Genomic DNA, 14010 nt, shown 5'->3' on the forward strand with positions numbered 1-14010 from the left:
GAGCAGCCAACCAGGGCCCCGGGCGGACGGCTGCTACGCTCTGTCATCCCCAACTAGTCCGCAGCCCTCCGAGCAGCCCGGTCACCTTCAGGAGTGTTCGCCAACCAGCAGCCTGCGCCGAGCGGCTCCCATTCCAGTTCATCGCACTGCCGAATCACCTGATTCGTCAATTGCTCATAACTTCCCTTCCATGGCCCGAAACCGTCCTCAGTAATATCTCCGGGGGTCATTAATCCACTGTCAACTAGGGCGCGGACTAGACCCACGGCTGCATCGCGTAATGTGACACCCTCGCTTGAGGCGGAGTCTCGTGCCTCGCCGATGACCCGGTCAATGGGCACCCAATCGTCCAAACCCTCGGCCAATATCTCCTGAATGACCGATTCACGGCTCCTCGACATGGACTTTCAGACCCTTCGAGTTTGGCGGGAAGATATCGATCGTGGCACCGCCTGATCGAGAGGCTCCACGCCATTGGATTACGGTTCCGTCGGCCTGTCGGTAAACCTCAGGGATCTTCGGCCCGCGAGCCGGAAGCTGCTCGGCACCATTAGTCATCCGACCGAACAGGTCGCGTAGTTCATCTTCGCTACCGACAGTTCTGACATGTGATTGCTTGCCGGTCGGCAGGTTATCAAAACTGCCCCTCCAGCAGCCGCCAGTGTTGTGGACCAGAACCGGCGTCTCACCGACCATCACATAGTACGTGTGGATGTCAGCGATGGTGAGGTCGTGCATGGTCGTGACGCTGTGGCGCGTCGTGATCTTCGCCACCTTGACGGTGGTGGCGTCGAGGGTGTGGAGGGTTTCGTTGGTGTTGAGGTCGGCGGCGTTGATCCAGGCTTGTTGGTCGTCGCTGTAGAAAGGGTGGTGGTTGGTAGTGTTGATGACGGTCGTGCCATCATCTGTGGCGACGGTGAGGTCGGTCAGGTCGGTGTCGCGATTGGTGTGGGTGGCGGTGACGGTCTTGGCGGTGGTGGTACCAGTTTCGGGGTTGGTGGCGGTCACCTGGTCGCCGACGTCGACATCTTTGATCGGCTTGGTGGTGCCATCGGCCATGAGGACGTGGGTGTCAGGCGCGAAACTATGAATGAGACACGCGACGATGTTGTCGGCGTAGCCGTCGACCTTGGTGGAAAGGCGGACACCAAGAGCGGCAGCTTTGACGCCGGACTTGAGCTTTCCTCCAATCGGTATGAAGGCCACGCCAGTCCAGATACAACCGGCAACCGATCCGTCGATGCAGGCTTGAGCGTCGGCTATACCGGTCACCTCGCCGATGATCGTTTGAAAAATCTCGTCTTGTTGCCTGTCGTACTCGCGACAGATGTCCGGCGAGTTGTAGCAGATCGCGCTCCAGATCGCGATTCGCTTTTGCTGCTGGTCGAGCGCACCGTATGCTTCCCGGAAATTTTCTTGGGCGGCTCTGTCGAGTGAGATGCTGTCCCTGCCGTCAAGCGTCTTGTTCGGGTTTTTCGGGTCGGCGCCGGGCCGCTGGCTGCCCTTCGGAGGCGACCATGGCTTTCCTGTTAGTTCTCGGTTTCCGGGTTTGCTGCCTGGGCGGGTTTTCCGGCCTTCGCCGTCGGAGCCGCCGGGGCCTTCGAAGAAGTAGAGGCCGGTGGGGTCGCTGTACGTGGTGGGGTTGTTGTTGGCGTAGGCGTAGCCGTGCATCTGCTGGGGGTTGGCCGGGTTCATGATGGGGTCGACGGAGATGAACTGGCCGAGGGCGGGGTCGTAGTGGCGGGCGCCGATGTGGGTGAGTCCGGTGGGGTCCTGGGTGCCGCCGACGAAGCCTTTCTCGCCGGGCCAGCTGGTGGGTGGGGTGCCGCGGGGGGCGCCGAAGGGGAGGGTGCGGCGGCGGGTGAGGTCGAGGGTGGTGGGGTCGATGGCGATCTGGTTGGTGCCATGGTGGTCGGGGATCAACCAGGTGAGGCCGGTGATGGTTCTGACGGCGATAGTCGCGCCGGAGTGGTGGTAGTAGCGGGTGCCGTCGATCTGGCCGCTACCAGCGTCGCGGCGGAGTTCGGTGTGGCCGAGGTAGAGGGTGGTGCCGGTGGCGTCGCGGCGCAGGAGCCGGTTGCCGTCGGCGTCGTAGATGTTGGTGGTGTCGAGGCCGGGCTGGGTGGTGGTCGCGAGGCGGCCTTCGGGGTCCCAGGTGAGGGTTTGGGTGACACCGTCGACGGCACGGGTGCTGGTGTGCCCGCCTGCCGTGTAGTCGTAGGTGTCGGTGCGGGTGGTTTCACCGGTGTGGGCGACTGCGGTGACGGCGTGGGGCCGAGGGCTGCCGGGGGTGGGGTAGCTGGAGGTGGCGGTCGTCGACCCGGTCGCGGACCAGGAGGTTTCGGTGAGCCGGTTGCCTGTCGGATCGTCGTAGGTGAAGGCGAGTCGGTAGGGGTCGGCGCCGGTGCGTTGCGGGGTGGCGCAGGTTCCGGTCGTTTCGGTCCAGGCCTGGGTGAGACGGCGGACGTGGTCGTAGGCGAAGCATTCGATCTGGTCGGTGACGCCGCCGGTGGCGCCGGCCATCGTCAGGACGTTGCCTGCGGGGTCGTAGCCGTAGGTGGTGGTGGAGGCGTCGTCCCAGGTACCGGGGGTGGACTGGTTCTCGGTGTCGACCTGGGAGGCGGCGAGCCGGCGGGTCGCCTCCTCGACTGGGGAGGAGATGCGGACCCGGTCACCGCCGGTGCCGAGGATGCGTTGGGCGACCGTGCCGTCGTAGTGGTAGCTGGTCGCGGACACGTACGTGTCGGTGCCCGATGCGAGGGTGGTGGGTAAGCCGGCGGTGCTGTAGCTGTGGGTCAACGTTTCGGCGGGCAGGCCACCGAGAGCGGGGAGGGTGGTGGTCGCGAGGGATCCGTCGACGTGGTAGGTGTTGCTGGTGGTGTAGGTGCCGGCCAGACCCGTCTCGACGGCGGGGATCGTGACGGTGGCGCCGAGGGGCCGGTAGCCGTCGTCGTAGCCGGTGACCGTGGTGGTGTACGTGTCACCGCCGATGTGGCGGGTGGCTGAGGTGAGTTGGCCGAGTTCGATGCTGTCGTAGGTCCAGGAGGCGCGTAGCGCTCCCGTTGACGTGTCGTCGCGCAGTTCGATTTGGCGGCCGAGATCGTCGTAGCCGTGCCAGAGGGTCTCACCGCGGCCGTCGGTGGTGGTGACCAGCTGACCGGCGTTGTCGTAGGTGCTGGTGGAGGTGCCGGCGTCAGGGTCGACGGTGCCGGTGCGCCGGCCGAGCAGATCATACGAATAGGTCCACTGGTTGCCGGCCGGGTCGGTGACGGTACTGAGCCAGCCTGCGGGGTCGTAGTCGTAGCTGGTCTCCTCGTAGGCGCCGGTCGGCGAGGAACCGGTGTGTTGGCGCAGGGCCGTTTGCCGGCCGTGGGCGTCGATGATCGACGTTGTGGGGGTGCCGCCGGCAGGTGGGTCGGCGGTGGTGCGGTCACCGTCGTAGCCGGTCACCGTCTCCCACTGCAAGCTGTTGGCCGACCACAGCTGCGCGCGGGTTTGCCGGCCGGCGCCGTCGTAGACGGTGCGGGTCTGTGACTCCACATCGGCGTCGGCGAAGGCGACCAGGGCACTGGTCGGGCCGGATGCGTCGTTGTAGAAGGTCGAGGTTTTGGCGGGCAGACCACGCACGTCGTACTGGCTGTCGCTGATGGTGCGGTTGCCGTCCGGTGCGGTGACCTGCGTCTGCCGGGGACGCAACAGGCCGTCGTAGATGTCGTAGCTGTCGATCTGGTTGCCGTTCGGGCCGAGGATGCGGGTCCGGACATGGTTGGGGACGGTTTTGCTGACCGTGTACGCGTACTCGGCGTCGGGGGTGGCGGTGGTGGCCCGGCCGGCCCGCCACGTCTTGGTCAGCCGTCCGAGCGGGTCGTACTCGGCGGTGCTCACCTTGTCGTTGACGTCGGCGATCTGGGTGGGCAGGCCACGCCTCGGGTCAAGGGTGGTGGTGACCTCGTGTCCGAGCGGGTTGGTGGTGGTGACGGTGGTCGTCGGGCCACCGACGGCCGGGGTGTAGTCGGTGGTCGTGGTGCGGTTCAACGCATCGGTGACGGTCAGCACCCGGCCGTGGACGTCGTAACTGGTCGTCCCGGTGATCAGGTACGCGGCTGTCGTACCGTTGTGCGACTGCGCGGTGTCGACCTTGGTGACCAGTCCACGGGTCGGCGTCGTGGTGTGGCTCGTCGCGCCGTCGTAGTAGAAGCGGGTGTCGGACAGCAGATCCTGCGGGTAGGACGGGGTGGTGGCGCACGGCGTCGCCACGGTCTCGGCCCGGGACGGGGTGTCGATCAGCCACGGGCCGCCGGTGTTACGGGCGTACGTGTAGGTGGTGCACACGTCGTCGTCGAGGGTCGCGACGTCACCCCGCTCGTCCGACGAGACCAGCGTGCCGTAGGTGGTGTCCCACGTGTTGACCGTGCGGGTCTGCCGCCACGTGCCGGCGTGCGCCAACCACGAGTACGTGTTGGTAACGAGGACCCGGGAGATCACCGACTGCCAGGTGGCCGGCTGGGCGTGAATCGGATCTTCCTCCCGGAGGGAGGTGCCGTAACCCGCCACCTGGTTGATCGTCCGGTACAACTGCTGCCCGCCCGGACTGGCGTAGTCGACCCGCTCGTACAGGAAACCGGCCCGCCACCAGTCGTCGCCGTGCACCGCACCGTCCGTGCCGGTGACCGTCACGCTGCGGGTGCCCTCACCGGCGTCGGTGCGGTCCCGGTGCATCCCCCGGAAGTACAGATACCGGGACTGGGTCTGCTGCCCGGTGCCGACACCGGTGGTGACCGTCACCGTTGGCCAGCCACGAAAGTCGGACCACGTCCGCAGCGGCAACGACCGCGACCACACATCCGCGTCGTTGTGATGCCACAACACGGTCGACGACGCGCCCGCCGTCGAGTAGGCGTAGGTGTGCGTCACCGGCGGCGACCCGCCCACCCGGTCCCGCTCCACCACCTGCGTCACCCGGTACTTGTTCCACCATGACCAGCCGGCCGGCGACCCGTCCGGCTTGTAGTACTGCGGGAAGCACCGCTTCGAGTTGTCGTCCGGATCCGCCTGCGACGTCACCGTGCAGTCCGACCCCTGATAAGTGATCTCGATCTTCCCGCCGGTCTCGTCGTAGATCTCGGTGACCCGGTACTTGTTCGTCACCGGCACCGCAGCCGACACGTTGTGGTCCGTCCGGTTCGCGAACAGGGTGCCGCCGAACGTCACCCACGGCAACGTGACCTGGCCCCCCGCGAGACCCGTGTGCTGGATGTTCGACAACCACAACGACGGCGGGTTCAACGCGTTACTCTCGTTCGTCGCGGGGAACGCCTGCGTCAGATCCCACCGGTCGACGTCCGCGTACACCCCACCGGTCCGCACCTGCGTCGTCACCGACGTCAACCGCTTCGCGGTGAAGTACGACGGTCCGATGTTGTTGTTGCACGGCGCCGCGTCACACTGCAGATCCCACGGCGTGTCCGGCCAGTTCGCCGCGTTCGGCGAACTCCCACTCCAACACGACGACAGACACCGGTCACCCACCGCGAACAACACCCGCATCGGCGGCGTCACCGCGTCCGCCTCACCCCCCGCCTGGGTGCCGTACTCGATCCGCCGTAGCACGCTCCCCCGGTCGTACTGCACCTGGTACGTGCCCGTCCCGGTGATTCCCGCCCGGCTCACCTCCCGGTCGTACCAGTACGACATCGAGTTACCGTGTGCGTCCACGACATAGTCGAGATTCCACCGGTACGCCATGAAACACCGCGAGGACAGAAAACTGCTCGACTGGTAGCACGGCTCCCACAGGTGGTTCGCGAACACCCCCTGACCCATCACCGAATTCGTCTCACGGTCCCCCGTGTTCCACCCCGGCAACCGCTGCCGACCGAAGTAGAACTGCGTCCCGTCCGTCGTGGTCAACCGCCACGTCTCACCGTTGTTCGTGTAGCCGTGTTGACCGGTCAGCAACTCGATCCGGGAGCCGTCGTCGTTCGCCAGGCGCCACTTGCCGTCACCGTCACCGAGAACGATCTCCGTCGCCTGCCCCCGCCACACCAACTTCGCGTTCGGCTCCCGCCAACACGGATCCGGCGTCGCGTCGGTGTGATGCGCGGGAAACCCCTCCAGGTCGTCACTACACACCCGGTACGACCGCTCGATATAGCCCGGATGATAGTCCCAGCCCTCCCCGATCCACGACGGCTGCGAGTTGTTCCCGTTCGTCCGGCCGTCCACCGCCGACGACGAGTAGTCGAACGACACCTCCGGCTCCAACCCGCCCGGCGCCGGCGGCACCGCCAACGGGTACGACCACGAGAACCCGCCACCGGACTGACCCGCCTGCCACGACGCCGGCTCTCCCAACGACGTCCGCTTGAACGACCCCGTCTCCCCCGCACCGGCAGCCATCAACGCCACCACCGCACCGCCGGCACCGGTCACGACAGCACGACCCGCCCGCGCCGCCACGGCCGACAGCGTCACATCCGCACCGATCCGCCCCGCCACCGGATCGTTGCGCGACCCCAACCCCACCGGCCCACCGCATCCGGGATCCAGCGTCTCCACCAACGCGCACTCCGGCACCGCCACCAGCCGCAACCGCGACGCCCACCCCGCCCCGAACGCCCCCGCGAACCCCGAATAGTCCAACTCCAGCCGCACCGCGTCACCAGCCACCGGCTCATCCACCGCTGCCACCCGCACCACCAACGCCATACCGGCAGCCGCTGCCTCACCCGGATCCGCCACCTCCACCCGCACACTGTCCGGCATCTCCGACGCATCCGCCCAGTCAGCCCGCAACCTGCCCGACAACACATCACCCGCCGGCTCCGGGGCCGACAACCGCACTGGCAACCCACCCACATCCACCGACGCCGAACCGTCCGACAGGTCCACCACCACAGACCCTGCCTCCGGCCACACCGGCGGCTCCGGCGTGAACCCCGGCAACGACGGCTCGTCCACCTCCTCCGCGGCCGCCACCGCCTCCTCCCGCACCGGCACCGACCGCTGACCCACCTCCGGCTCCGCCGCCGAACCCGCAGGCGCCGCCACCGCCGTGGGCACACCCAGCGCCGACGCCACCACCACCAACACCGTCACCGCCGCGACCCGGACACGCATACCCGACAACCAGCCGGCTACCCGACGACCCGACATCAGCGGCACCTCCAGGATCAGGACAGCTGCCCGCCAAACTACAGTGACCACCCGCTCACCGGAAGACATCAACAGATGAACCCGAAGACTTGAATACCGATCTGACCAGGCAGAACCTACTGTGGATCTACTCCTCGGACCGATCCACGGCGCACCGCCCGCCACGCGCAGACGCAGATGGTCTGAACCGATCCCTGAGTGTCGTCTATCTGTAGTGGATGCCGTCGTGCCGAAACCCGATCAGGAGACGGCATCCAGCGCACCGGTGACATCGGTGACCAGGTCGGCGGTGTCCTCGATGCCGCAGGAGAGCCGTACGAACCCGGGCGAGGTGTCGTCGCCCCACTGGGCCCGCCGATCAGCAGTCGTGTGTGGACCACCGAACGACGTCGCCGCCGATACCAGCTTCGACGCGGTCAGGAACCGGCCGACCCGCTCGGCGTCGCCCAGGTCGAACGACACGATCCCCGGGATCCGGCGCATCTGCGCCGCCGCGACCGCGTACGACGGGTCGTCCGGCAGGCCGGGCCAGCGTACGCCGGTGACGTCACGGCGCCCGGCCAATGCGGTGGCGACCGCTGCCGCGTTGGCCGACTGGCGGGCCAGCCGCAGGTCCAGTGTGGCCAGTGAGCGGTGCGCGAGCCAGCAGTCGAACGCCCCCGGCACCCCGCCGGTGAGCTTGCGCCACCGCTTCGCGGCGGCCAGCGCCGACGCCGACCGGGTGGCGAGGTAGCCGAGCAGCAGATCCGAGTGGCCAGCGAGGGCTTTGGTCCCGGAGGCGACCACCACGTCCGCGGCCAGCTCCAGCGGCCGCTGCCCGAGCGGCGTGGCGGCGGTGTTGTCGACCGCGACCAGCGCCCCGGCGTCGTGTGCCGCCGCCGCGAGCGCGGCGATGTCGCACACGTCCAGCCCCGGGTTGGCCGGCGTCTCCAGCAGCACCAACCGCACCCCGGCGAAGTCCGGATACGGCCCGGCGGTCGGGGCCAGCCGCACGCTCACCCCGAGCGGCTCCAGGATCTCGATGGCCAGGGCCCGCACCGTGTAGTAGCCGTCGGCCGGCAACAGCACCGTGTCGCCGGGGCGCAGCGCGGTCATCAGCAGCGCGCTGATCGCCGCCTGGCCGCTGGCGAAGACGAGACAGTCGCCGCCTTCCAGGTCGCCGACGGCCGATTCCAGCCGCCGCCGGGTGGGGTTGTCGTCCCGGCCGTACCCGTCGCGGTCCGGCGCCGGCCCGGTCACCGGGTCGAGGTGGTACGGGGCGGCGAAGACCGGGCCGGGCAGGAACGGCTGCCCCGGCACCGGTTCGGGCAACCCGGCCGCGACGCACCGGGTGCCGTCGCCGTACCCCGGGTCGCGGGAAGTAGCGGTCATGGCGATCATCCTGGCCGAGCGGGCCGACCGGCGGCAGGGCCTATTCCGGTTTCGTGGCCCTCGTCATCAGCAACGTCAACGCCGTACGCGGGTCGAGGCCCTCGTGGCAGATCCGTTCCACCTGCTCGGTGATCGGCATCTCCACCCCGTGCGCGCGGGCCAGGTCCCGGATCGACAGGCAGCTTTTCACCCCTTCGGCGGTCTGCCGGGTGGCGGCCTGCGCCTGGTCGAGGGTCTCCCCCCGTCCCAGGTGTTCGCCGAAGGTCCGGTTGCGCGACAGCGGCGACGAGCAGGTGGCGACCAGGTCGCCGAGCCCGGCCAGGCCGGCGAAGGTCAGCGGGTCGGCGCCGAGCGCGACACCGAGCCGGGCGGTTTCGGCCAGCCCTCGGGTGATCAGGGTGGCCTTGGTGTTGTCACCCAGACGCATCGCGGTGGCGATGCCGTACGCCAGGGCGATCACGTTCTTCACCGCCCCGCCCAGCTCGCAGCCGACCACGTCGTCGTTGGTGTACGGCCGCAGGTACGGCGTGAGCATCGCCTGCTGCACGGCAACGGTACGGGTGGCGTCGGTGCCGGCGACGACGCTGGCCGCCGGCTGCTCGGCGGCGATTTCGGCGGCCAGGTTCGGCCCGGAGACGACCACCACCCGGTCCTGGCCGACCCCGGCGGTCTCGACGATCACCTCGCTCATCCGCTTGGTGGTGCCGAGTTCGATCCCCTTCATCAGGCTCACCAGCGTCGCGTCGGGGCCGATGTGCGCGGCCCACTCACCCAGGTTGCCCCGCAGGGTCTGCGACGGTACGGCGAGCACGACCAGATCCGCTCCGGTGATCGCCTCGGCCGTGTCACTGGTGGCGGTGACCCGGTCGGGCAGCCGCACCGCCGGCAGGTAGTCGGGGTTGGTGCCGTACTCGCGGATCGCGGCGGCGACCGGCTCACGCCGCGCCCAGATGACCACGTCGGTCCCGGCGTCGGCGAGCACCTTCGCGAACGCGGTCCCCCACGATCCGGCACCGAGTACGACGGCCCGCCCGCGCCCGCTCACCGTCCCGGCTCCGAGTCGGCCGAGTCCGCCGAGTCCGCCGGGTCGGCCGAGTCGGCTGGCGCGGGCGGTGGCGTCGGCGCGGGCGGTGACGGCTTGCCGTTACGACGGCCCGGGGACGCGTACAGCGGTGGCGGGGTGCCGCCACGGATCTCGGCGAGCAGGTCCCGCACCCGCAGCATGACCGTCTCGGTGATCTCCTCCAGCACCGCGCGGGTCGGCTCGACCCCGGCCCAGCGACTCAGGTCGATCGGCTCGCCGGCCTTGACCGTGACCGGTTTGCCGGGCAGCAGGTTGAGTTTCCGGGTACGCGGGTCGTAGATCCGTTCCGGTCCCCACATCGCGACCGGCACGATCGGCGCACCGGTGGTCAGCGCGAGGCGGGCCGCGCCGGTCTTGCCGCGCATCGGCCACAGGTCCGGTTCCCGGGTGGTGGTCCCCTCCGGGTAGATGACCACCGCACCGCCCTCGTGCACCCCGGCGATCGCCGATTCGAGGGACCTGACCGCGTCGACGCTGCCCCGGTGCACCGGGATCTGTTTCACCTTGAGCAGCCACGGCCCGACCACCGGAATGGTGAACAGGCTGGCCTTGCCCAGGAAGCGCGGCCACCGGCCGGAGTCGTAGATGAAGTGGGCGACGATCAGCGGATCCGCATGCGACATATGGTTCGGCACGATGATGACGCCACCGGTACGGGGAATGTTCGCCATCCCCGACCAGTCCCGCCTGGTCCAGGCGACCAGCAGCGGCTTGACCACGATCACGACGAACCGCCGCCAGAAGCCCAGTCTCCGCCGCGCCACCCGATTCTCCTCGTCTCCCGTCCGCCGCCGCAGCGAATCATGCCTTGTCGGACCCGGCCAGGGCCAACGCGAGCCCATCCGGCAGGATCCCGGGAGTGCGGGAGGAAGCCTGGTCCGTGGTGCTGCCGGTCAAGCCGCTCGGCCGTGCCAAGAGCCGACTGCGTGGGGCGGTTCCCGGCGTCCGGCATGAGGAGTTGGCGCTGGCGCTGGCCTGCGACACCCTCGCCGCCGTCCTGGCCTGTCCGCTGGTCGTGGCGGCGGTGGTGGTGACCCCGGATCCGGTCGCGGCGGCCGCGCTGGCCGCGCTCGGTGCCCGTACCGTGGCCGAGCCTGGACCGGACGACGAACCCGGCGGTGACGGACCGGACGGCGGCGGGCTCAACGCCGCGTTCGCGCACGGCGCGGCGCTGGCCGCCGCTTCCGGGGCCTCGGTCGCGGCGCTCACCGCCGATCTGCCGGCGCTGCGCCCGGACGACCTGGTCGCGGCCCTGGCTGCCGCCGGCCGGATCGCGACGGGTCAGGGTGGGTCGGGGGCGCCGGGACGCAGTTTCGTGCCGGACGCGGCGGGCACCGGCACCGTACTGCTGGCCGCGGTGCGCCCGGCGGCGCTGAAGCCGAGGTTCGGCGCCGGGTCGGCGGCCCGGCACGCGGCTTCCGGCGCCCGCCGGCTGCCCGGCGACTGGCCGACGTTGCGTCGCGACGTCGACACCGCCGCCGACCTCGCCGCGGCGGCCGCGCTCGGTCTGGGCCGGCACACCGCCGCGCTGTGTCCGGCCGGGGTGGGTTGCTGATCGGTGCGGAGTCGCTGACCCGCGCCGGCACGGTAGCGTGCTGGCATGCAGGGCACGGTGGCGACGTACGATTCGGCGACTCGCAGCGGCACGGTGCTGCTCGACGACGGCGCGGAACTCGCGTTCCCAGCGGCGGCGTTCGATGCCTCCGGGCTGCGGCTGCTGCGACTGGGACAGCGGGTACGCATCGAGCACGATGAGTCCGGGCACGTTAAACGAATCACGTTGCCCACGTTTGACTAGCCCAACTCGGGACAAATTAATGTCACGTTCACCGTGATCAGGTCATGATTGCGGAGTGACGCCCGCCCCCTCCCGTCGAGCCGCCGATTCGCGTCGCGCCGCCGACCAGCCCGCTGCCGACCAGCCTGCTGCCGACCCCGCGACCCCGGCGCCCCGGACGGCCCGCCGCCGGTCGCCGAACGGCACTGCCCGCAAGTCGGCTGGCACGCCGGCAAAGAGCGCCACACCCGCCAGGATCGCCGCAGCGGCGAAAGGCGCCACACCGGCCAAGAGCACCCGCGCCAGAGGCACGTCGGCACGACGTACCCCGACGAAGAAGAGTCCGGCGAAGAAGGACCCTCCGGCCGAGACGGCTCCGGAGACGACCGAGCCGACGCCACAGGCGGTCGCGGAGTCCGCCGGCACGGCGCCCGCCTCACCGCTGCCGATCGAAGCACCGGATCTGGCCAATCCGGTGTCGGACACGGCGGAACCGGCCGCACCGGACGAGCCGGTGACCCCGGTAGCCGCGCAGCCGCTGCCCGACGACCGGTTCCTCAACCGGGAGCTGTCCTGGCTCGATTTCAACGCCCGGGTGCTGGAGCTGGCCGAGGACCCGCAGACCCCGCTGCTGGAACGGGCCAAGTTCCTGGCGATCTTCGCCAGCAACCTGGACGAGTTCTTCATGGTGCGCATCGCCGGGTTGAAGCGACGGCTGCAGGCCGGCCTGCCGATGCGCGGCGGTGATCGGCTACCGCTGCGCACCCAGCTGGAGCTGATCGCGGAAAAGACCGCCGGGCTGGTCGCCCGGCACGCCCAGTGTTTCACCGAGGAGGTACGCCCGAAGCTGGCCACCGAGGGCATCCACCTGATCCGCTGGGGCGATCTGGCGCCCGGGGAGCGCGAAGGGCTGCGCACCTACTTCCGGGAGCACATCTTCCCGGTGCTCACCCCGCTCGCCGTCGACCCGGCGCATCCGTTCCCGTACATCTCCAGCCGGTCGCTGAACCTGGCCGTCGCGGTCCGTGACCCGGACGGCGGGCCGGAGTTGTTCGCCCGGATCAAGGTGCCCAACAACGTGCCCCGGTTCGTGGTGGTCAGCCGCGAGGGCCTGGGCGCCCGGTTCCTGCCGGTCGAGGATCTCATCGCCGCCCAGCTCGGCCAGCTCTTCTCCGGCATGCAGGTGGTGGAGTGCCACCTGTTCCGGGTCACCCGCAACGCCGACTTCGAGGTCGACGAGGACCGCGACGAGGACCTGCTGCAGTCGCTGGAGCGCGAGCTGGCCCGGCGCCGGTTCGGCCCGCCGGTCCGCCTGGAGGTGGCCGCCTCCATTTCCGACCACATGCTCGACCTGCTGGTACGCGAGCTCGACATGGACAGCCACGACGTGCTGCGGGTGCCGGGCCTGCTGGACCTGTCGGCGCTGTGGCAGGTGTACGAGGAGTCCGACCGCTCCGACCTCAAGGACCGGCCGTTCGTGCCGGCCACCCACCCGCGTCTGGTCGAGGGCGAGGTGCCGCGCAGCGTGTTCGCCACGCTACGTGACGGCGACATCCTGGTGCACCACCCGTACCACTCGTTCTCCACCAGCGTGCAGCGCTTCATCGAGCAGGCCGCCGCCGATCCGCTGGTGCTGGCGATCAAGCAGACGCTGTACCGCACCAGCGGCGACTCCCCGATCGTGGACGCGCTGATCGAGGCCGCTGCGGCCGGTAAGCAGGTGGTGGTGCTGGTCGAGGTGAAGGCCCGGTTCGACGAGCAGGCCAACATCGGCTGGGCGCGGATGCTGGAGCGGGCCGGCTGTCACGTGGTGTACGGCCTGGTCGGGTTGAAGACGCACTGCAAGACCGCGCTGGTGGTCCGTCAGGAAGGCAACCAGATCCGCCGCTACTGCCACATCGGCACCGGCAACTACCACCCGAAGACGGCCAGGCTGTACGAGGACTTCGGCATGCTCACCGCCGATCCGGAGGTCGGCGCCGACCTGACCGACCTGTTCAACGTGCTCACCGGCTACAGCCGCCAGACCGCGTACCGCCGGCTGCTGGTCGCCCCGCACGGCGTACGCAGTGGTCTGATCGAGCGGATCGAGCGCGAGGTCGACCATGTGCGGGCCGGCCGCCCGGGGCTGGTGCAGCTCAAGGTGAACTCGCTGGTCGACGAGGAGGTCACCGATGCGCTCTACCGGGCCTCGCGGGCCGGGGTGCAGGTCGACCTGCTGATCCGGGGCATGTGCACGCTGCGGCCCGGGGTGCCGGGGCTGTCGGAGCACATCCGGGTTCGTTCGATCCTGGGCCGCTTCCTGGAGCATTCCCGGGTGTTCCGGTTCGGCAACGACGGCGACACCGAGTTCTGGATCGGCTCGTCCGACCTGATGCACCGCAACCTCGACCGCCGGGTGGAGGCGCTGGTGCAGGTGACCGATCCGGTGGCCCGCGCCGAGTTGGACCAGCTGATGACCGACGCGTTCAGCCCGGAGTGCGAGGCGTTCGAGCTGCACCCGGACGGCACCTGGAGCCGGCACCGGGCCAGCCCCGACCAGCCGATGGTGCACCTGCAGGAGCGGCTGCTGCGCCGGTTCATCGGCACCGGCGCCTGAGCTGGCACGGCGCTACGCTGGCCG

Annotated in this window: 6 protein-coding genes and 1 pseudogene; 3 read left to right on the forward strand and 4 right to left on the reverse strand. The window is 69.5% G+C overall.

The genetic code is table 11. The features are described 5' to 3' along the window. Positions 1 to 384 precede the first annotated feature (384 nt). The 4 genes and pseudogenes from ACN27F_RS08795 to ACN27F_RS08810 form a co-directional block, all read right to left on the reverse strand. Complete coding sequence (locus ACN27F_RS08795; RefSeq protein WP_421432253.1) at positions 385 to 7206, reverse strand: polymorphic toxin-type HINT domain-containing protein; 6822 nt, start codon at positions 7204 to 7206, stop codon at positions 385 to 387. Positions 7207 to 7395: 189 nt separating this feature from the next. Then, positions 7396 to 8526 carry a cystathionine gamma-lyase gene (locus ACN27F_RS08800; RefSeq protein ID WP_421432254.1) on the reverse strand — a complete coding sequence of 377 codons (1131 nt, stop codon included), beginning with the start codon at positions 8524 to 8526 and terminating at the stop codon, positions 7396 to 7398. Positions 8527 to 8566: 40 nt separating this feature from the next. Then, a complete protein-coding gene (locus tag ACN27F_RS08805; RefSeq protein WP_421432256.1) occupies positions 8567 to 9571 on the reverse strand; it encodes an NAD(P)H-dependent glycerol-3-phosphate dehydrogenase in 1005 nt (334 codons plus the stop codon). Between the two features lie 104 nt (positions 9572 to 9675). Then, a pseudogene (locus ACN27F_RS08810) lies at positions 9676 to 10374 on the reverse strand (lysophospholipid acyltransferase family protein); the annotation flags it as partial. Positions 10375 to 10469: 95 nt separating this feature from the next. Here ACN27F_RS08810 and cofC point away from each other — a divergent pair. From cofC to ACN27F_RS08825, 3 genes are all read left to right on the forward strand, one after another. Next, entirely contained in the window at positions 10470 to 11165 is a 696-nt protein-coding gene (gene cofC, locus ACN27F_RS08815) for a 2-phospho-L-lactate guanylyltransferase (protein WP_421432258.1), read from the forward strand. A 45-nt stretch (positions 11166 to 11210) separates the two neighbouring features. Continuing rightward, complete coding sequence (locus ACN27F_RS08820) at positions 11211 to 11408, forward strand: cold-shock protein (RefSeq protein WP_421432260.1); 198 nt, start codon at positions 11211 to 11213, stop codon at positions 11406 to 11408. A gap of 442 nt (positions 11409 to 11850) precedes the next feature. Then, positions 11851 to 13986 carry an RNA degradosome polyphosphate kinase gene (locus ACN27F_RS08825; RefSeq protein WP_421440064.1) on the forward strand — a complete coding sequence of 712 codons (2136 nt, stop codon included), beginning with the start codon at positions 11851 to 11853 and terminating at the stop codon, positions 13984 to 13986. Positions 13987 to 14010 lie beyond the last annotated feature (24 nt).

This window comes from Solwaraspora sp. WMMB335 (assembly GCF_049179075.1).
GTDB lineage: Bacteria > Actinomycetota > Actinomycetes > Mycobacteriales > Micromonosporaceae > Micromonospora_E.

Bases quoted from the DNA above. Each gene is read 5' to 3' on its own strand.
- ACN27F_RS08820 (WP_421432260.1), top strand. From the start codon at position 11,211: ATGCAGGGCACGGTGGCGACGTACGATTCGGCGACTCGCAGCGGCACG.
- ACN27F_RS08800 (WP_421432254.1), bottom strand. From the start codon at position 8,526: ATGACCGCTACTTCCCGCGACCCGGGGTACGGCGACGGCACCCGGTGC.